This is a genomic window from Streptomyces sp. cg40 (assembly GCF_050320165.1).
Taxonomy (GTDB): Bacteria; Actinomycetota; Actinomycetes; order Streptomycetales; family Streptomycetaceae; genus Streptomyces; species Streptomyces hokutonensis.
In genome coordinates, this window is sequence record NZ_CP190128.1 from 3,652,824 (window position 1) to 3,672,589 (window position 19,766).

The 19,766-nt window shown below is 70.0% G+C and carries 16 protein-coding genes and 1 pseudogene; 6 read left to right on the forward strand and 11 right to left on the reverse strand.

All coding sequences use genetic code 11. From position 1 onward, the window contains the following. Positions 1-21: 21 nt before the first annotated feature. Together ACQHII_RS15860 and glgB are read left to right on the forward strand one after the other, a co-directional pair. Positions 22-1,395: a maltokinase N-terminal cap-like domain-containing protein gene (locus ACQHII_RS15860; protein ID WP_427919921.1), complete on the forward strand. Its 1,374-nt coding sequence runs from the start codon at positions 22-24 to the stop codon at positions 1,393-1,395. Between the two features lie 25 nt (positions 1,396-1,420). Next, positions 1,421-3,904: a 1,4-alpha-glucan branching enzyme gene (gene glgB / locus ACQHII_RS15865; protein WP_427919922.1), complete on the forward strand. Its 2,484-nt coding sequence runs from the start codon at positions 1,421-1,423 to the stop codon at positions 3,902-3,904. Here glgB and ACQHII_RS15870 read toward each other — a convergent pair. The 6 genes from ACQHII_RS15870 to ACQHII_RS15895 form a co-directional block, all read right to left on the reverse strand. Continuing rightward, positions 3,901-6,156: a HelD family protein gene (locus tag ACQHII_RS15870; protein WP_427919923.1), complete on the reverse strand. Its 2,256-nt coding sequence runs from the start codon at positions 6,154-6,156 to the stop codon at positions 3,901-3,903. The genes glgB and ACQHII_RS15870 overlap by 4 nt on opposite strands. 149 nt (positions 6,157-6,305) lie before the next feature. Further along, positions 6,306-6,638 carry a thioredoxin family protein gene (locus tag ACQHII_RS15875; RefSeq protein WP_427919924.1) on the reverse strand — a complete coding sequence of 111 codons (333 nt, stop codon included), beginning with the start codon at positions 6,636-6,638 and terminating at the stop codon, positions 6,306-6,308. Further along, positions 6,635-7,021, reverse strand: coding sequence for a MerR family transcriptional regulator (locus ACQHII_RS15880; RefSeq protein WP_427919926.1), 387 nt, complete (start codon positions 7,019-7,021; stop codon positions 6,635-6,637). The genes ACQHII_RS15875 and ACQHII_RS15880 overlap by 4 nt, the downstream gene beginning before the upstream one ends. Positions 7,022-7,049: 28 nt before the next feature. Beyond that, the gene (locus ACQHII_RS15885; RefSeq protein WP_427919928.1) at positions 7,050-7,541 is read right to left on the reverse strand and encodes a hypothetical protein; all 492 of its coding nucleotides are present in this window, start codon (positions 7,539-7,541) and stop codon (positions 7,050-7,052) included. Positions 7,542-7,582: 41 nt separating this feature from the next. Continuing rightward, complete coding sequence (locus ACQHII_RS15890) at positions 7,583-8,347, reverse strand: DUF2127 domain-containing protein (protein WP_427919929.1); 765 nt, start codon at positions 8,345-8,347, stop codon at positions 7,583-7,585. A gap of 210 nt (positions 8,348-8,557) precedes the next feature. Further along, entirely contained in the window at positions 8,558-9,973 is a 1,416-nt protein-coding gene (locus tag ACQHII_RS15895) for a cation:dicarboxylate symporter family transporter (RefSeq protein WP_427919930.1), read from the reverse strand. Positions 9,974-10,140: 167 nt separating this feature from the next. On the opposite strand from ACQHII_RS15895, the gene ACQHII_RS15900 reads away from it, so the two are divergent. Next, positions 10,141-11,832, forward strand: coding sequence for a sensor histidine kinase (locus ACQHII_RS15900; RefSeq protein WP_427919931.1), 1,692 nt, complete (start codon positions 10,141-10,143; stop codon positions 11,830-11,832). Next, entirely contained in the window at positions 11,829-12,518 is a 690-nt protein-coding gene (locus ACQHII_RS15905) for a response regulator (protein ID WP_427919932.1), read from the forward strand. Before ACQHII_RS15900 ends, ACQHII_RS15905 begins: the two co-directional genes overlap by 4 nt. Here ACQHII_RS15905 and ACQHII_RS15910 read toward each other — a convergent pair. The 4 genes from ACQHII_RS15910 to ACQHII_RS15925 form a co-directional block, all read right to left on the reverse strand. Then, positions 12,400-14,922, reverse strand: a complete 2,523-nt coding sequence (locus ACQHII_RS15910) for a tetratricopeptide repeat protein (RefSeq protein ID WP_427919933.1) — start codon at positions 14,920-14,922, stop codon at positions 12,400-12,402. The genes ACQHII_RS15905 and ACQHII_RS15910 overlap by 119 nt on opposite strands. A 99-nt stretch (positions 14,923-15,021) precedes the next feature. Next, on the reverse strand, positions 15,022-15,573 hold the full coding sequence (locus ACQHII_RS15915; RefSeq protein WP_427919934.1) for a hypothetical protein: 552 nt from the start codon (positions 15,571-15,573) through the stop codon (positions 15,022-15,024). Positions 15,574-15,615: 42 nt separating this feature from the next. After that, complete coding sequence (locus ACQHII_RS15920; protein WP_427919935.1) at positions 15,616-15,879, reverse strand: type II toxin-antitoxin system RelE family toxin; 264 nt, start codon at positions 15,877-15,879, stop codon at positions 15,616-15,618. Further along, positions 15,872-16,138: a type II toxin-antitoxin system Phd/YefM family antitoxin gene (locus ACQHII_RS15925; RefSeq protein ID WP_427919936.1), complete on the reverse strand. Its 267-nt coding sequence runs from the start codon at positions 16,136-16,138 to the stop codon at positions 15,872-15,874. Before ACQHII_RS15925 ends, ACQHII_RS15920 begins: the two co-directional genes overlap by 8 nt. Positions 16,139-16,279: 141 nt before the next feature. Between ACQHII_RS15925 and ACQHII_RS15930 the strand changes: the two genes are divergently transcribed. Both ACQHII_RS15930 and ACQHII_RS15935 read left to right on the forward strand, forming a co-directional pair. Continuing rightward, positions 16,280-17,152 (forward strand): nucleosidase, encoded by an 873-nt coding sequence (locus ACQHII_RS15930; protein ID WP_427919937.1) that lies wholly within the window; start codon positions 16,280-16,282, stop codon positions 17,150-17,152. 103 nt (positions 17,153-17,255) lie between these two features. After that, positions 17,256-19,226: a tetratricopeptide repeat protein gene (locus tag ACQHII_RS15935; RefSeq protein WP_427919938.1), complete on the forward strand. Its 1,971-nt coding sequence runs from the start codon at positions 17,256-17,258 to the stop codon at positions 19,224-19,226. A gap of 15 nt (positions 19,227-19,241) precedes the next feature. Here the strand turns inward: ACQHII_RS15935 and ACQHII_RS15940 are convergent. Further along, a pseudogene (locus ACQHII_RS15940) lies at positions 19,242-19,416 on the reverse strand (ATP-binding protein); the annotation flags it as partial. Between the last annotated feature and the right edge of the window lie 350 nt (positions 19,417-19,766).

A 19,766-nucleotide genomic window follows, 5' to 3' on the forward strand; every position in this document is an offset into this window, starting at 1 on the left:
CGGGGAAAGGAACGTGACGCCATGGCGGAAACTGTCACACTTTCCGGCCGGACCAGTCCCGGTCCCGGCCTCCTCGCGTCCCTCGACCCCCTCCTGCGGGAGTGGCTGCCGAGGCAGCGGTGGTTCGCGGGCAAGGGCCGTCCCGTCACCGGTTTCTCGCTGGTGGCCGCCACCGAGCTGCTGCCGGCGGACGGCACGCTCGGCCTCTACCACCTGCTGGTCCGCGCCCATCAGTCACCCGCGCCCGGCGACTGCTACCAGCTGCTCATAGGTGTGCGCGAGGCGCTGCCGCCCCGGCTCGCGCCCGCGCTGATCGGACATGTGGAGGAGGGCCCGCTCGCCGGCCGCACGGTGTACGAGGCCCTGTACGACCCCCGGCCCGCCGAGGTGCTCCTGGAGGCGCTGCGCACCCAGGCCCACATCGGCGGGCTGCGCTTCGAACGGGACCCGGGCCAGGAGATCGCGGCCGGCCTGGCCCCCCGCCTGATGACCGCCGAGCAGTCCAACTCGTCCGTCGTCTACGGCGACCGGTTCATCCTGAAGCTGCTGCGCCGGATCGTCCCCGGCACCAACCCCGACCTGGAACTCCCGCTCGCCCTCGCCCTGGAGGGCTGTCCCCGGGTGCCCGCGCCGACGGCGTGGCTGCGGGCGGAGTTCGCCGGGGAGCCGTACGTCCTCGGGGTGCTCCAGCCGTTCGTACGGGGCGCGACCGACGGCTGGGAGCTGGCGCTGCGCGAGCTGCGCAAGGGCGAGGAGTTCTGCGCGGAGGCACGGGCGCTGGGGCGGGCCACGGCCGAGGTCCATGTGGCACTGGCCCGGGCGCTGCCGACCGCGACCCTGGGCCGCGTCCAGCTGGACCTGCTGGTCACGGGCATGACCGAGCGGCTCGACGCGGCGGCCCAGGCGGTGCCCGCGCTGCGGCCGTACGCGCCCGGGCTGCGTACGGCGTTCTCGGCGCTGGCCGATCTCGCGGCCGAGGGGCACACCTGGACCGCCCAGCGCATCCACGGCGACCTGCACCTGGGCCAGTGCCTGCGCTCGCCGTCCGGGGAGTGGTCGCTGATCGACTTCGAGGGCGAGCCGTCCCGGCCGCTGGCGGAGCGCCGGCTGCCGCAGCCGCCGGTGCGGGACATCGCGGGGATGCTGCGGTCCTTCGACTACGCGGCCCACTCCGCCGACCCGCCGGCCCCGGGCTGGGCGGCGCGGTGCCGGGCCGCGTACTGCTCCGGGTACGCGGAGATCGCCGACGCGGACCCGCGCACCGACCCCGTCCTGCTGCGCGCGTACGAGACGGACAAGGCGGTCTACGAGGTCGTCTACGAGGCCCGGCACCGCCCCGACTGGCTCCCGGTCCCGCTCTCCGCCGTACGCCGCCTCGCCAACCCGACCACCTGACCCACCCCGCCCAGGAGGCCCCGCCGTGACCCCGCGCACCCCGTCGTCCAACGGTCCGGATCCGAAGAAGAAGGCCGCCGCGAAGAAGGCGACGGCCAAGAAGGGTGCCGGGAAGAAGAAGTCGACGAAGAAGAACGCGCTGAAGAAGGCGTCCGAGAAGAAGACCTCCGTGGACAGGGCGTCAGCCAAGAAGACGAGCGCCGCCGCCGAGAAGGCCGCACACGAGACGGTGACCGCCGACACGCGCACCGAATCGACCACACCCGCACCCGCACCCACCGCCACGCCCACGCCGTCCGCACCCCCCGCACCCGCACCCGCACCCGCACCGGAGATCGCCATATCCCCTGCCCTCGATGCCCTGGACCGCGACCGCCTCCTCCACGGCACCCACCACGCCCCGCACTCCGTCCTCGGCGCCCACCCGGTCCCCGGCGGCGTCGCGTTCCGGGTGTTCCGGCCGTTCGCGCTCGGCGTGACCGTCGTGACGGGCGGCTCGACGACCGAGCTGCACGACGACGGGGACGGCTTCTTCTCCGGGCTGCTCCCGCTCCCGGACGTGCCGGAGTACCGGCTGCTCGTGGCCTACGACGGCACCGTGCAGGACACCGAGGACGCGTACCGTTTCCTGCCCGCGCTCGGTGACCTGGACCTGCATCTGATCGGCGAGGGCCGGCACGAGCAGCTGTGGCAGGCGCTCGGCGCGGAGCCGATGACGCACCAGGGGGTCACCGGCACCCGCTTCACGGTGTGGGCGCCGAACGCACAGGGTGTACGGCTGGCGGGCACCTTCAACTTCTGGGACGGCACGGGCGCCCCGATGCGCTCGCTCGGCGCCACCGGTGTCTGGGAACTGTTCATGCCGGGCATCGGCGAGGGCGAGCTGTACAAGTTCGAGATCACCAGGCCCGACGGTTCCAAGACGCTGCGCGCCGACCCGATGGCCCGCCGCACCGAGGTCCCGCCCGCCACGTCCTCCATCGTCACGGCCTCGCACCACGTGTGGGCCGACGAGGAGTGGCTCGCGGGCCGCACCGAAGTCCCGTCCCACGAGGCGCCGTTCTCCGTCTACGAGATCCACCTCGCGTCCTGGCGGCCTGGCCTGACGTACCGTCAGCTGGCCGAGCAACTCCCGGCCTACGTCAAGGACTTGGGCTTCACCCACGTAGAGCTGATGCCGGTCGCCGAGCATCCCTTCGGCGGTTCCTGGGGCTACCAGGTCACCGGCTTCTACGCCCCGACGGCCCGCCTCGGCACCCCGGACGACTTCAAGTTCCTGGTCGACGCCCTGCACCAGGCCGGTATCGGCGTCCTGATGGACTGGGTGCCGGCCCATTTCCCGCGCGACGACTGGGCGTTGGCCGAGTTCGACGGCCGCCCCCTGTACGAGCACGAGGATCCGCTGCGCGCCGCCCACCCCGACTGGGGCACCCTGGAGTTCGACTTCGGCCGCCGTGAGGTGCGCAACTTCCTGGTGGCGAACGCCGTGTACTGGTGCGAGGAGTTCCACATCGACGGCCTGCGCGTGGACGCGGTCGCCTCGATGCTCTACCTCGACTACTCGCGCGAGCCGGGCCAGTGGACCCCGAACGAGCACGGCGGCCGGGAGAACCTGGACGCCGTCGCCTTCCTCCAGGAGATGAACGCGACCGTGTACCGGCGCGTCCCCGGTGTCGTGACCATCGCCGAGGAATCCACCGCCTGGGACGGCGTCACCCGCCCCACCGACACCGGCGGCCTCGGCTTTGGGTTCAAGTGGAACATGGGCTGGATGCACGACTCGCTCGACTACATGTCGCACGAGCCCGTCCACCGCAAGCACCACCACGGCGAGATGACGTTCTCCATGGTGTACGCGTACAGCGAGAACTACGTCCTCCCGATCTCCCACGACGAAGTGGTCCACGGCAAGGGCTCGTTGGTCTCCAAAATGCCCGGCGACTGGTGGCAGCAGCGCGCCAACCTCCGCGCCTACCTCGCCTTCATGTGGGCCCACCCGGGCAAGCAACTCCTCTTCATGGGCCAGGAGTTCGCCCAGGGCGCCGAATGGTCCGAGACCCACGGCCCCGACTGGTGGCTCCTCGACCCGGCCTACGGCGCGGAGGCCGACCACCGGGGCGTACGCGACCTGGTCCGCGACCTCAACACGGTCTACCGCCACACCCCTTCGCTCTGGCAGCTGGACACCACCCCCGCCGGCTTCCAGTGGATAACGGGCGACGCCGCCGAGGACAACGTCTTCGCCTTCCTCCGCTACGACACCGACGGCACCCCCCTCCTAGCCGTCAGCAACTTCTCCCCCGTCGTCCGCCACGACTACCGCCTGGGCGTCCCCGACGACACCCCCGCCTGGCACGAGACCCTCAACACCGACACCGCGCTCTACGGCGGCAGCGACGTCACCAACCCCGACCCCGTCAAGCCGGAACCCACCGCCTGGCACGGCCGGTCGGCAAGCATCCGCCTTACGCTGCCACCGCTGGCGACGGTCTGGCTGCGCCCGGCCTAGAACAGCTCCGGCACTTCGGTGAGCGCGCGCGGCAGCGGTCCCGTGTGCACCACGCCGAGCCGCTGCGTGGCCCGGGTCAACGCCACGTACAGGTCGCTCGTGCCGTACCGCCCCGGCTCGACGACGAGCACTGAGTCGAACTCCAGGCCCTTGGCCTGGCGCGGGTCGAGCAGGACGACGGTCCGCGTCAGGTCCGGCTCCGCGCCCGCCGTCACGCCGTCCAGGCGCGCGGCCAGCCGGCGGTGCAGGTCGCGCGGGGCGATGACGGCCAACCGGCCCTCGGAGGGGGTCAGTTCGCCGACGGCCTTCGCTACGGCGCCGGGGAGGTCGTCAGTTGCCCGTACCCAGGGCCGTACACCCGTGGACCGCACCGAACTCGGCGGTTCGAAGCCGGGGTTCTCGGCGCGGACGACGGCCGCCGCGAGGTCCATGATCTCGGCGGGGGTGCGGTAGTTGACGCCGAGGCGGGTGTGGGTGAAGCGGTCCTCGACGTAGGGGGCGAGGATCTGGGACCAGGAGCCGACGCCCGCCGGCTCGGCCGTCTGGGCCGGGTCGCCGACCAGGGTCATCGAGCGGGTGGGGCTGCGCCGCATGAGCAACCGCCAGGCCATCGGGGAGAGTTCCTGCGCCTCGTCGACGATGATGTGGCCGAAGGCCCAGGTGCGGTCGGCCGCCGCGCGCTCGGCGGCGCTGCGGTGGTCCTCCTCCTCGTGCCGCTCGGCGAAGCGTTCGGCGTCGATGATGTCGTGCGCGGACAGCACCTCGGAGCCCTCGGGGTCGTCCTCCTCCTTGTCCTCGAACTCGAAGGTCCGGGACGCGAAGGACACGTCCAACACGCCCTGGGCGAACGACACTTGCTCGGCGCGCTCGCGCTCGGCCCGCGCCCGCACCACCCGGTCGTCCCGGCCGAGGAGTTCGGCCGCCTCGTCGAGCAGCGGTACGTCCGCCACGGTCCACTCGCGGGTCACCGGGCGGCGGACGGCGTCCGCGTCGTCGTCGGAGACATAGCCCACAGGGTCGGCGAGGAAGTCCGCGACGAGGTACTGCGGGGTCAGCCGCGGCCACAACTGGTCGATGGCGGCCCAGACTTCGGGGTTCTCGGCCAGTTCGTCGCGGATCTGCGTGATGTCGCTGGGGTCGAGCAGGTTGCTGCCGTCGAAGGGGTCGGTGCCGATGCGTTCGGCGACCATCTCGGTGAGCGTGTTGAGGATGTGCCCCTCGAAGTGCTCGCGGGCCGCGTTGTGCGGGAGCCCGGCCTCGCGGGTGCGGTCGCGGGCCACCCGGACCAGTCCGTCGTCGAGCATGAGGATCTCGCGGTCGTGCTCGATCGCGATCACTGGGTCGGGCAGCGACTGCCAGTCGCGTACGACCCTGGCGAGGACGTCGGCCATGTCGGCGCGGCCCTTCACCGCGGCGGCGGCCCGGCTGTCGGTGGCGGTCGCCTTCACGCCGGGGAACAACTCGCCGACGGTCGCCAGCAGCACGCCGGTCTCGCCGAGGGAGGGCAGCACCTCGCCGATGTAGCCGAGGAAGGCGGGGTTCGGGCCGACGATCAGGACGGCGCGCTTGGCGAGCAACTCCCGGTGTTCGTAGAGGAGATACGCGGCCCGGTGCAGCGCGACGGCGGTCTTGCCGGTGCCCGGCCCGCCCTCGACGACCAGGACCCCCCGATGGGGTGCCCGGATGATCTCGTCCTGTTCGGCCTGGATGGTCTGCACGATGTCGCTCATCCGCCCGGTGCGCGCGGAGTTGAGCGCGGCGAGCAGCACGGCGTCGCCGGTCGGATCCTCGTGGCCGGTGCGGGTGGCGTCGCCGAGGTCGAGGATCTCGTCGTGCAGGGCGGTGACCCGGCGGCCGTCGGTGGTGAGGTGCCGGCGGCGGCGCAGGCCCATCGGGGTGTGGCCGGTGGCGAGGTAGAAGGGGCGGGCGACGTCGGCCCGCCAGTCGATCAGGATCGGGGTGAGGTCGGCGTCGTCGGCGCGGATGCCGATCCGGCCGATGTGGTGCCGGACCCCGGAGGTCAGGTCGATCCGGCCGAAGCAGAGCGAGCCGTCCACGGCGTTCAGCGCGGCGAGCAGCCCCGAGCGCTCGGCGACCAGGATGTCCCGCTCCAGCCGGGCCTGCATGGGCGTGTTGCCCTGCCCGAGCGCGTCCGTGACGGAGTCCTCGGTGGCGCCGCGCAGCGCGTCCACGCGTGCGTACAGACCGTCGATGAATTCCTGCTCGCCGTGAATTTCATCGCTGTTTGACAATTCCACTCCCGGACCTATATACTGTGCTCACTGAGCCTCTTTGTGACTCAATTCCCGCGAAGTCACGAACCATTGAATATACGCAAAAGAATCCCCCGAGCGCAATTGCTCAGGGGATTTTTTCGTGCCGACAGGTCGTGTCAGCAGACTCAGATCACGTCGGCCAGTTCCTCCAGCAGCCGCCGCTTCGGCCGGGCTCCCACCATGGCCTTCACCGGCTCACCGTCCTGGAAGACCATGAACGTGGGCATCGAGAGAACCTTGTAGGCGTTCGTGGTCTCGGGATTCCGGTCCACGTTCAGCTGCACCACCTTCAGCCGCTCGCCCTCCTCGGCGGCGAGCGCCCGCAGCACCGGCCCCATCTGCCGGCACGGCGGACACCAGTCCGCGGTGAACTCCACCAGCACCGGCAGCTCGGCCCCGATCACCTCCGCCGCGAAACTCTCGTCCGTCACGTCCCGCACGCCCGCTACGTCGGTCACAGTTCACGCCCTCCCAGTTCGCACAACGGTGTTGGCTCCTCGACCGACGCCAGCCGCACCCCGATCTCCGCCCGCACGGCCTGCAACTCCCCGATCAGGGAGTCCAGTTCGGCCAGCTTGCGGCGGTAGACCGCGAGCGACGCCGGGCACGAGTCGCCCTCCGGGTGCCCGGCCCGCAGACACTCCACGAAGGGCCGCGTCTCCTCCAGGTCGAACCCGAAGTCCTGCAAGGTCCTGATCTGCCGCAGCAGCTTCAGATCGGCCTCGTCATATGTCCGGTACCCGTTGCCACCGCGCCGCGCGGGCAGCAGCCCCCGCGACTCGTAGTACCTGAGAGTCCGAGTCGTGGTCCCGGCCCGCGCGGCCAGCTCGCCGATTCGCATGCCCCGACGGTAATCCTTGACGCGGACGTCAGGGCAAGAGCGGATTCCGGGACCCGAGGCCCAAGGCGTCGGCGAAGGCCGAGAAGGTGGGCGCGATCGGGCGCCACGCACACCGCGGCGGCGTCGCCGTCCAGAAGTCGCTGCCGACGACCCGGGGATCGGCGGGGTCGGTGCGGTAGTCGAGGGCGACGGCCACGTCGTCCCCGGGGTGACGGTTCACGGCGATGAAGAACGCCTGCTCCACGTCCAGCCAGGGCAGGTCCACCGGAGCGCCCAGGCTGCCGCCGCGCACCTCACGGAACAGCGCCGAGCCACGCGGGTCATCGGCGAACTCGTCCAGCGACCGGGATTCCCATGCCATCTCGTCGGCGCTGGTGAGGAAGTCCAGCGGGTCCTCGAACCACGGGATCAGCCGGGCCAGTTCCACGTCCCCCGGGTGCAGCCAGCGGCCCTCCCGCAGCAGCGACGTCAACCGCGTGGGCAGCACCAGTCCACGGACCATCACGCTCTCCGACTCCATGCCGGCCAGCCTGTCACGTCGGATCGCGCCGGCCACGGGCGTCAGACCGTGACGCCCGCGGAGACCTCCACCTCCAGCAGGGACGCGCTCTCCCGCTCCTCGTCGAAGGCCTTCCGCCCCCCGCGCAACCCGAACAGCCGCTTGGCGAGGGCGATATAGAGGACGGCGAGGATATTGAGCACAAGCGTGGCGATCTTCAACCAGCTGATGTGCTCGGTGAGTTCGTAGATCTCCAGGGGCAGGAACGCGGCGGTCGCGACCACCGTCAGGTACTCCGCCCAGCGCTTGGCGTACCAGAGTCCGCCGGCCTCGACGAGTTCGATCAGCGCGTACGCCAGCAGCAGTACGGCGACCAGGACCAGCGTGGAGTGCTTGTAGCCGAAGGTCTTCTGGATGGAGCCGACGACCGGCGAGTGGTCGAGGTCGTAGTGGAAGTGCTTGAAGACGGGCCGGAAGACGTCGAGGTACTCGTCGAAGAGCTTGCGCACCGAGTCCTGGCTGTTGCTGAACTTCCAGACCGCGGCGGCGACCAGCACGATGAAGATCCCGCGCACGGCCCGCTCGATCGCCAGGAAACGGAGAATGAACAGGTCCCGCAGCACTTTGCCGCGCGGCACCAGCGGGGCGTGGTCGGCCGGCCCCTTGCCGTGCGGTTCGCCGAGCACGAAGTCACCGCAGCGCAGACACCTCCAGGCCGTCCCCAGCCCGGTCTCGGCGCGCAGCCGCTCGCGCAGCGCCGTCTCGTCGGGCGCGTACGTCACATGCCCGTGCCGTGCGCAGTGCCGCCGGTCCCAGTCGATCTTCATGCCCATGTCCCCCGTGACTCCCGCCGAACGAGAACGTGCCGTGCCGCGCCGGATTTTTCCGGCACGGCACGGCACGCTAGTGCATCCCCCGGAGGGGCGGGGAGGTGGACCGGGCGGCTGAGCGACGGGGGGACACCCAGCCGCCCGGAGTCCGTGGGGCGTCCGGACCTTGTTCAGGTGGGTCCGGGCGCCCCGCTCTGGGAGGGCGGGTCAGGCCTTGGCGAGTTCCTTCTCGCCGCCCTGCTCGGGCACGCCGTCGAGGTGCTCGTCGCCGTCCTTCTCGTCGAGCAACGTCTTCTCGTCGAAGGGCAGTTCGCCCGCGAGGACCCGGTTCACCCGCTCCTTGTCGACCTCGCCGGTCCAGGTGCCGATGAGCAGCGTGGCGACGGCGTTGCCGGCGAAGTTGGTGACCGCGCGGGCCTCGCTCATGAAGCGGTCGATGCCGATGATCAGGCCGACACCGTCGACCAGGGCCGGCTTGTGCGACTGGAGACCACTGGCGAGTACGGCGATACCGGAGCCGGAAACCCCGGCCGCACCCTTCGAGGCGACCATCATGAAGAGCAGCAGGCCGATCTGCTGGCCGATGTTCATCGGCTGGTCCATGGCGTCGGCGATGAACAGCGAGGCCATGGTCAGGTAGATCATCGTGCCGTCGAGGTTGAAGGAGTAGCCGGTCGGCACGGTGATGCCGACGACCGGGCGGCTGACACCCAGGTGCTCCATCTTCGCGATGAGCCGCGGCAGCGCGGACTCGGACGAGGAGGTGGAGACGATCAGCAGGAACTCGCGGCCGAGGTACTTCAGCAGCTGGAACAGATTGACCTTGGCGACCAGCTTGGTCAGCGTGCCGAGCACTACCACGATGAACAGGAAGCAGGTGACGTAGAAGCCGAGCATGATCGTGCCGAGCGCCTTCAGCGCGTCCATGCCGGTCTCGCCGATGACGGCGGCCATCGCGCCGAAGGCACCGACGGGCGCGGCCCACATGATCATGCCGAGGATGCGGAAGACGAGCTTCTGGATGTACTCGACCCCGCGCAGCACCGGCTCGCCGGTCCGGCCCATGGCCTGGAGCGCGAAGCCCGCGAGGAGCGCGATCAACAGGGTCTGGAGAACCTGGCCCTCGGTGAAGGCCGACACGAAGGTGGTCGGGATGATCCCGAGCAGGAAGTCGACGGGGCCCTCTGCGGCGGCCTGGGCCTGCGTGTGTCCGACGCCCTTGACGGCCTCGGTCAGGTGCATGCCGCTGCCCGGGTGAATGATGTTGCCGACGACCAGGCCGATGGCCAGCGCCACGAACGACATCGCGATGAAGTAGCCGAGCGCGAGTCCGCCGACCTTGCCGACCTGCGCGGCCTTCCGTACGGAGCCGACGCCGAGCACGATCGTGCAGAAGATGATGGGGGAGATCATCATCTTGATCAGCGAGACGAAGCCGGTACCGATCGGCTTCAGTTCCTTGGCGAAGTCGGGCGCGATGAACCCGACGGCGATGCCGAGGGCGACCGCGACGATCACCGCGATGTAGAGGTAGTGGGTACGGTCCCGCTTCGCGGGGGGTGCGGCAGGTGCGGGAGCGGTGCTGGCCACGGCTGCCCTCCTTGACGACGTCGTCGGCATCATCCGGCGTGCGGCTCACGACCGGCGGAATCCCGTTGTGCGGCTCACATCCGGGAAGATCCGGGAGGTGGGGGCTCCCAGGGGGTTGCGGTGACTATCTCCTGGCTTGTGAGGGCGGTCACCCTTACGTTCATTTAGTTCGCGCCATTTCGGAGAGGCACACTGACGACATGCGCTTCCCGCACATCCCCCGCCCCCGCAGCCTCGCCGGTCAGCTTTTCGGCATGCAGGCGGTGCTGATAGCGGTCGTCGTCGCCGGGTACGCGCTGTTCACCTACGTCAGCGACCGCAGCCAGGCCGAGGACGCGGCCGGCCGCCAGGCCACGGCGGTGGCCCGCTCGGTCGCGGACTCCCCGTCGGTGGTCGCGGCGATCGGTACGTCCGACCCCACCGCGCACCTGGAGACGTACTCCCTGCGCGTCCAGCGCGACACCCAGGTCGACTTCGTCACGATCATGAACCCGAAGGGCATCCGCTGGACCCACCCGGACCGGAACCAGATCGGCAAGAAGTTCCTCGGCCACATCGGGCCCGCCCTCCAGGGCAACTCCTTCACCGAGACCTACACCGGCACACTCGGCGCCTCCGTCCGCGCGGTCACCCCCATCTGGGACACCGGGCACACCCGGATCATCGGCCTGGTCAGCGCCGGCATCCGGGTCGAGGCGATCACCCAGCGGGTGCAGGACCAGGTGACGGCGCTGATCGCGGTCGCGGCCGGCGCGCTGGCCCTGGGTGCCGTAGGAACGTACGTGGTGAACGCCCGTCTCCGCCGCCACACCCACAACATGAACGCGACCGAGCTGAGCCATATGCACGACTACCACCAGGCCGCGCTGCACGCGGTACGGGAAGGACTGCTGATGCTCGACGGGCAGTACCGGGTGGCGCTCATGAACGACGGGGGTCGGGAGTTGCTGGGGGTCGGGGCGGAGGCCGATGTCGTGGGGCGGTCGGTGGCGGATCTCGGGCTGCCGGCGCCGTTGACGGGGGCGCTGCTGTCGTCGGAGCCGCGGGTGGACGAGGTCCATCTGACGGAGTCCCGGGTGCTGGTGGTGAACACGTCGCCGGTGTCGGGCGGTGAGCGGCGCGGGACGGTGGTGACCCTGCGGGATGTCACCGAACTCCAGTCCCTGATGGGCGAGTTGGACTCCGAGCGTGGGTTCACGCAGGCGTTGCGGTCGCAGGCGCATGAGGCCGCGAACCGGCTGCACACGGTCGTCTCGCTGATCGAGCTGGGGCGCGCGGAGGAGGCCGTCGACTTCGCGACGGCCGAGCTGGAACTGGCCCAGGCGCTCACCGATCAGGTGGTCGCCGCGGTGAACGAGCCAGTGCTGGCTGCGTTGTTGCTCGGGAAGACCGCCCAAGCGAATGAGCGGGGCGTGGAGTTGGTGGTCTCGGAGGACAGCGGGCTCGATGACGGGTTGCTGCCGGCGTCGTTGTCCGCGCGGGATCTGGTGACCATTCTCGGGAACCTGATCGACAACGCGGTGGATGCGGCTCAGGGGAGCTTGCGGGGGCGGGTGACGGTGACGGCGTATACGGAGGGCGGCCTGGAGGGCTCCGCGTTGGTGCTGCGGGTGGCGGACACGGGGGCGGGGGTGGATCCGGCGCATGCGGAGGCGGTGTTCCAGCGGGGGTTCTCCACGAAACCGGCGGGGCCGGGGGGTCCGGGGCGGGGGCTGGGGCTGGCCTTGGTGCGGCAGGCGGTGAACCGGCATGGCGGGGCGTTGACGGTGGCGGAGGCGGAGGGGGGTGGGGCGGTGTTCGAGGTGCGGTTGCCGTTGCGAGGGCTGGCTCCGGCGGCTTCTGACGACGCCCCCGCGTCTCAGGGCGCTGTCTCCGGAGGTGTCGAGTCATGACCGTCGCCGAGCCGATCCGAGTACTGGTCGTCGAGGACGATCCCGTCGCCGCGGACGCGCATGTCATGTATGTGGGGCGGGTACCCGGGTTCGTCGCCGTCGGGAAGGCGCATACGGGGGCGGAGGCTCGGCGGGCGCTTGAGCGGAGCAAGGTGGATCTGCTGCTGCTCGATCTGCATCTGCCGGATGTGCATGGGTTGCAGCTGGCTCGGTCGTTGCGGGCGGCTGGTTATCACGCGGACGTGATAGCGGTTACGTCGGCTCGGGATCTGGCGGTGGTGCGGGAGGGGGTGTCGCTGGGGGTCGTGCAGTACGTGTTGAAGCCGTTCACGTTCGCGACGCTTCGGGATCGGCTGGTGCGGTATGCCGAGTTCCGGGGGGCTGCGGGGGAGGCGAGCGGGCAGGACGAGGTGGACCGGGCGTTGGCTGCGTTGCGGGCGCCTTCGCCTGCGGCGCTGCCCAAGGGGTTGAGTGCGCCGACTTTGGAGCGGGTGACGGTCGCTCTGCGGGATTGTGGGGAGGGGCTTACGGCTGCGGGGGTGGCTGAGGCGGTGGGGATCTCGCGGATTACTGCGCGGCGGTATTTGGAGCATCTGGTGGAGGCGGGGCGGGCGGTGCGGAGTCCGCAGTACGGGACTGTGGGGCGGCCTGAGTTGCAGTATCGGTGGGTGGGGAGGGGGCGGTAGGGGGTGGGGAGGTGTCGAGGGCGATGGCTCGGGTGCGGGCTTGGACGGCTTCGGCGGGGTCATCGGCGCGGGTGAAGGCATCGGCGGCCTGGAGGTAAGCGGTGCGGGCGTCGGCGGGGCGGTGGGCCTCCGCCAAGACAAGGGCCAGGTTGTGAAAGGTCACGCCCTTGCCGTACCAGTCATCGAACTCCCGGCGGGCCTCCAGGGACCTGCCGTACGCCTCGATCGCCTCCTCCGCCCGGCCCGCTTTCCGCAAGGCGATGCCAAGGTTGTGCAATGCGATGCCCTCGGAGTGGCGGTCCCCTACGACCTGGGACAGGTCACGGGCCCGGGTGTGGGCCTCAATCGCCTCCTCCTCCCGGCCCGCCTCCTGCAAAGCGTTGCCGAGGCTGTCCCACACGATGGCCTCGCCATGGCGGTCCCCTAGGACCCGAAACAGATCACGGGCGCGGGTGTGGGCCTCGACCGCCTCCTCTTCCCGGCCCACCTCCTCCAAGGCGCTGCCAAGATTGTGCCATGCGACGGCCTCGCGTCGGCGGTCCCCTACAGCCTGAAGCAGGTCACGGGCGCGGGTGAGTGCCTCGACCGCCTCCTCCTCCCGGCCCACCTCCCGCAGGGCGCAGCCGAGGCTGTCCCAGGCTATCGCCTCACGCACCCGGTCCCCGGCCCGCTCGGCCGTCTGCCGTGCCACCTCCTCGACGGCGATCCTGTCTTCGAAATACCGCCGCCAGACCAGATATGCCCCCAGGCACGTAGCCAGCACCACCGCTGCCTGCGCGAACCGCTCCTCCCGCGCCCACCCCACCGCCGCCACCAGCCCCGCCCGCTCCCCGTCAAACCACGCCAGTGCCTCCCCCCGCTCCCCGAACCGCTCCGGCACAGGCATCCCCGGCAGCCACCGCAACCGGTCATCAGCCGCATCCGCCCACCACAAATAGAAGGCCATCACCCGCACCCGCGCAGCCTCCCCCTCTTCCGACAACCCCACATCCCCCGCCACTACCCCCACCCCGAACACCCGCACCAAGTCATGCACCCGCCACCACCCGCGCCCGCTCCCCCGCTCCACGAGGTGCGCACGGAACAATGCCTTGAGCTCGCGAACCGGAGGCCCTTCAACGCCAACCAACGCAGCAACGACCTCCTCACTCACCTCAGGTCCCGGCGCGAGGGTGATCAGCCGCAGCACCCGCGCCTGCTCCGAGGACAGTCGGCTGTACGACAGCTCGAAGGCGGCCCGCACACTGCGCTCGCCGTCGTCGAGGTGGCTGAGCCGGTCGCGGGACTCGGCAAGCTCCTCCACGAGTTCACTCACCGGCGTACTCGGATCCTCAGCCAGTAGCGCGGCGGCGATCTGGAGCGCCAATGGCAGATGTCCGCACAGACCAGCCAGTTGCTCAGCCGCGTCAGGGGCGTCCACGACCCGGCTGTCGTCCGGGTCGGCAATCCGCAGCGCCTGGTCGAGGAGTTCGTAAGCCTCCTCCCGCCGGAGCTGGTCCAAGGCGACCAACCGCGCCCCCAGTTGAGGCAACCGATCCCGAGACGTGACCAGCACATGATGCCGAGCGTCCCCCGGCAGAAGCGGCCGTACCTGATCCGGCGAGGACGCATTGTCGGCCAGCACAAGCACCGCCCCGCGCTCCCGCGCCCGCCGAGCCAACGTCGACCGATAGAGCACCGCCCGCTCATCCGCCGTACCGGGAATGTGCTCCGGCTGGACACCAAGGGCTCGCAGCAACGCCTGAAGCGCCCGGTCGGCGGTAACCGGCTCCCGGTCGTACCCATGCAGGTCGATAAAGAGAACCCCACCCGGGAACCACCCCCGCTCGCACGCCAGATGCGCCGTCTCGACAGCGAGCGCGGTCTTCCCGATGCCCCCGAGCCCGGACACGGCGGCGACCAGCACCGCCGACGACTCCCCCGCCCTCGCCCCACCCGGCTCAAGCGCCCGCAACAGCGCCGCCGTCTCCTCCTCCCGCCCGGTGAACCCGCTAGGCCTCGGCGGCAGTCCGGCCAGCGCCTCGGGTACGGAGACGCCCCCGCCCGGCGGGAACACGACCTGTACGCCGATCACTTCGCGCAGGAAGACGCCGTTCCTGAAGTCGGTGTGGTCCCCGTCGTACCAGGAAGCCCCGCTCCCCGGCGCGTACCGCTCCATGGCCTCCGCGACAGCTTCGGCTGCCACCCCCTCCGGATCCCCCGCGAGCAGCCGCGCCACCGCCTCGCCCCACTCCCCCACGGCCTCCCGCCGGCCCGGATCCCGCGCAGCCTCGACAATGGCCTCCACGGACGCCCCCGCGCCCAACCCCAGGGCCCCCGCCAACCCAGCCACCGCCCGGCGCCCACCATCCCCGCCCGCGCCCTCACCCAGGGCCACCAGCAACGCCGCCAACGCCGCCTTCATCGCTCGTCCGCCCGCCCGTTCCGCACCCGGCGCCCGCCCCCGTCAGCCGACAAGTGACCGTACGTCAAAGGTACGGCGACAGCCAGGACTTCACGCCCTTCACGCCCGCTTCGCGTACCACACGACCTGCCACGCAAGCCCACCCACGGCAAGCGCCTCCACCACCGACAGGGCGACGAGCGCCCCGCTGCTCCCGCTGGCCACCCAGAACACCCCCAACGCGGCGAGCGGCACCGCACAGAACGCCATGAGATCGACGCTCAGTTGCACGACCTTCCGCGACTTCCTCCGCGTGTCCCCACGATGAGCCGTCTCCCACCCGAACACCTCGACCCCACCCCGACCACCCCCACCCTGCGCTGCCAACTCCCCCAGCCGAGGCCCGAGTTCATCCCGCACATACGCCCCGATCGCCGAGATCTTCTGGTCGTTGACGAGATAGGTCCACCCGAGCACGACACACACCGGCGGCAACGCAAGCAGCATCGACGCCTGCCCGGCCTGCGCGGCGGCGGCGATGACGGCGGCCACGACGGTCAGGGTCACGTACAGCAGATTGTCCCGGAACCCGATCCGCGCCTTCTGCTCGTCCTTGATCGTCTGATACTCGGCGAGCAGCAACTGCCCTACGGTGACGCCTTGTTGCGACACGTGCGCCCCTCCCCCAGGCCGGCTTCCGGAACGTCCAGAACCTCAGGTGTCGTAGACAGTGGAACGGTGGCCCACGTGTACCACCCAGACCACGAGTTCACCGTTGTCGATGGTGTAGATGACGCGATAGTCGCCGACACGCAGGCGACGCCGGTCCGGCTGGGAGACGAGCGCAGTGGTGTTGAAGCCGAGCGGGTCGGTCTCCAACTCCGTCAGTTTGACCAAGATGCGCAACGCCATGTCACGAGGGACCTTGCGCAGTTCCGCCTGAGCTTCGGGCCGGAAGAGGGTGCGGTACTTACTCACTGCGCGCCAGCGTCTCCTTCATGATGTCCTCAATGGGGACACCGACGGCAGGATTCGCCATGCGCTCGTCGATGATCCGGTTGATCTCGCGCTCTTCCCACTCCTGATACCTGCGCAGGACCTCGATCGACACGACCGCCGCGACCTCCTTGCCCCTCCTGGTAATGACCGTCGGGGTGTCGTCACGATCGGCCCGCTCAACCACCTCGGCAAGGTGGGCGCGCACATCACGGATGGACTCTATGGGCATCTGTGTCATACATTCAAGGTACCGAATGAACCAAGTGTACACAAGAGCTCACTGTGGACCTTGCGCACTTCAGTACACTCCACCGCACCGTTGCGGCTTGCCACCACCAACACCCCACCCGGACCGATGACCGGGCAGTACCTTGGAGAAGTGCCGGAGACCCAGCCCACCGCCCTCGTCCTGACCGCACTCCCCCTCGAATACACTGCCGTCCGTGCGTACGTCGAGCAGCGCCAAGAACGCGTCCACCCCGACGGAACCCGAGTCGAAGAGGGCCAACTCCCCGGCACCGACTGGCGCGTGGCCATCAGCGAACTCGGCGTGGGTGCCGAGCGCACCGCCGCACTCACCACGCAGCTCATCAACTGGCTGCGCCCGCAGGCCGTGTTCTTCGTCGGAGTCGCCGGCAGCCTGAAGGACGACATCGGGATCGGGGACGTCGTCGTGGGAACGCAGGTGTACGAGATCCACGGCGGCAAGCAGACACCCGAGGACTTCCTGGTCCGCCCGAAGGCCCTCCCGGGCTCGCACGCACTGGAACAGGCGGCCCGTTCCGCCGTACGCGACATGCCCGATGTCCGGGCCCACTTCATGCCGATCGCCACGGGCGACATCGTCCTCGCGGACGCCGCCTCCGAGATCGCCCAGTTCATCCGCCGCCACTACAACGACGCCGGCGCCATCGAGATGGAGGGCTCCGGCGCCGCCCAAGCCGCCCATCTCAACGGCCAGTTGGACGCCCTCGTCATCCGGGGCATCAGCGACCGCGCCAACGCCGAGAAGTCCAAGGCCGACGCCTCGGGAACCCAGGAGAGGGCCGCCGCGCAAGCCGCTTCGGTGACGGTGGCGGTACTGCGCAAACACCGGCCGCGCGGGAGTTCCACCGACACCGAGGAGGGGCCCCAACGACGCGGCGACGAACGCCGAGGGGACGACGGAGCGTCGTACGGCGGAGACCACATCGACTTCCGGGGCGGCACCTTCTACGGGCCCGTCGTCGGGAAGAGGGTCGACGGAAGGTAGGGGGACCGCCCACGGTCCGGTCCCTCGCGCGACTGCGACCCTGCCGCCCCGGCCGCCGGGTTTCACGGGCCGCTCAGCCGAACTCGACCGCCTGCTACCGCACTTGGCGCCAAGCGAGGACGACTCGACCGCCCTCCCGCTCCTCATCTTCGCCGTCACCGGCATGGGCGGCATAGGCAAGACGGCGCTGGCGTTGGAGGCGGCGCATCGGGCGCGTAGGGAGGGCTGGTTTCCGGGCGGGACGCTGTTCGTGGACCTGCGGGGGTACGACGAGGACCCGGTCACGGCCGATCAGGCGGTACTGGCGCTGCTGGACGCGCTCGGTGTGCGGGACCGGGATCTGCCGACGACTGCGGAGCGACAGTACGACGCGTATCGCGCGCTGCTGGGCGAGCGTCGGGACCGGATGCTCGTGGTCCTGGACAACGCGTCCGACCCGTCCCAGTACCTGCCACTGCTCCCCGGCACAGACCACCACAGGGTGATCATCACGTCCCGTGATCGACCTGTCTCGCTGCCTATACGCCTCATCGACCTTGAGACACTCGCCCCGGACGAGTCCGTGGCCCTGGTGACACGTGCCCTGCACGAGACCGACGAACGCGACGAACGCGCGGCACGCGAAACGGACGCGTTGCGTGAACTGACCGAGCTTTGCGGCTATTTGCCGCTGGCGCTTCAAATCGCGGCGGGGATGCTGCGGCTACGGCATCGGGGCATCGCCTCCCTGGTGACCGAGATCAAGACGGCCGGGGACCCGACTGCGATTCTCGACAACGGAAGCCCTGGCGTTGATGTGTACGGCCGCTCACTCGTGCTGCGCCCTGTACTGGAGACGTCGTATCGCCGACTACCACCTGATCAGGCCCGACTACTGCGTCTGCTGTGCCTTGCCCCGGGGGCGGAAACCAGCACAGAGGCGATTGCCGCTCTAACCGATCTCGACGCTGAAGCTGTTTTGTCCCTTCTGGACTGCCTGGCCGCCACGCATCTCGTCACGCCGGTGTGGAGCGTCGCCAGGACGGCTTCCGCTATGAGGTGGCGAGTTCATGACCTCGTGCGGGCATTCGGGGCGAGAGTGACGGCAGGGGAGACGGAGTTGCGGGAGGAGGGGGAACTGGCAAGGGAGCGGATACTCGCCTTCTACCTCCGGTGGGCAGACGCATCGGACGACCGGCTGCGGTGGCTACCGGGGAAGGACAAGCCGGAGCAGTTCACTGACCGGGCGCAGGCGTTGGCGTGGCTGGACTCGGAGCGGGCCAATCTGGTGCCGGTGGTGCAGTGGGCGCGGGAGGAACGGTTCACGACCGTGGCAGTGAAGCTCTCCGAGTGCCTGGGGGTGTATCTGGAGTGGCGGCGGTACTTCGACGACTGGATCACGGTCTGCCGGACCGCCCAGGACGCCGCCCGGCACGCCGGGAATGCGCTGGGCGAGGCGGTTGCGTGGAACAGCCTCGGCCTCGCCCTGCGGGAGGCAGGTCGGACAGAAGAAGCCATCGACGCGTACATCCGCGCCCGCGACATGCACAAGAACAGGGGGGACCACCACCGCGAAGCCATCGTGTGGGGCAATCTCGGCCTGGCCCTGCGAGACTCCGGCCGGACAGAAGAAGCCATCAATGCGCATACCCGGGCCCGCGACATGCACAAGAACACTGGGCACCACCACCTCGAAGCCAGTGCGTGGAACAACCTCGGCAGCGCCCTGCGGATGGCGGGCCGGGCGGAGGAGGCGGTCGAGGCCCACACCCGCGCCCGCGACCAGTACCAGGCCACCGGGGACCGCAGTCGCGAAGCCATTGCGTGGAACAACCTCGGCCTCGCTCTGCAGGACGCGGGCCGGGTGGAAGAGGCGATCGAGGCGTACGGCACATCCCTGGAGGCACGCCAGGAGTTCGACGACTGGTACGGCAAGGGCCAGACCTTCGAAAACCTGGGCCAGGCCTTAAAGGAAGCCCACCGCCCCGCCGAGGCCCGCACCGCCTACCTCCAGTCCGCCGACGCCTTCACCAGCGCCAACGCTCCCGCCGATGCCGCCCAAGCCCGCACCCGAGCCACCGAACTCCCGGAATAACCCCCACCACCCTCCTCACCCCCGCCGAGGCACCATCGCCCACATCCGCGTCCCACCCCCGGGCTCCCGCGCCTCCCCGAACCCCCACTCCCCCTCACACGCCCGCACCACGCACCCCAACACCCGTAGCGCCGCCCGCCTTCGCGCATCCGCAGGCCGCCGCCAGCCGGGGATGGGAGTGCCGGTCGTGTCCTTGAAGGCCGTACGGCGCCGCCCCATGCTGGTGGTACTCCACCTGTTTCGCGATGAAGGGGCCATTGAACTCCCCGTCCCGACAATCCTGGTGATCCCCGCTGTACTGCTCACCCATCGTGCCGCTGCCCCCGAATCGCGTGCCAACACGGTACGCCTACGGCCACCACCCAACACCCGCTCTGGCCAGGCGACTTGGGAGCACCGCGAAGAGGTGCTCGACACACCACCCGCGGTCGCCGTCCTGACCGCACAGTCGCTGGAATACACGGCAGTACGTGCCCATCTGACGGACATCGAGAAGCAGGTACCTCCCACCAGCCCGCGCGCAGAGACCGGCCAACTCGC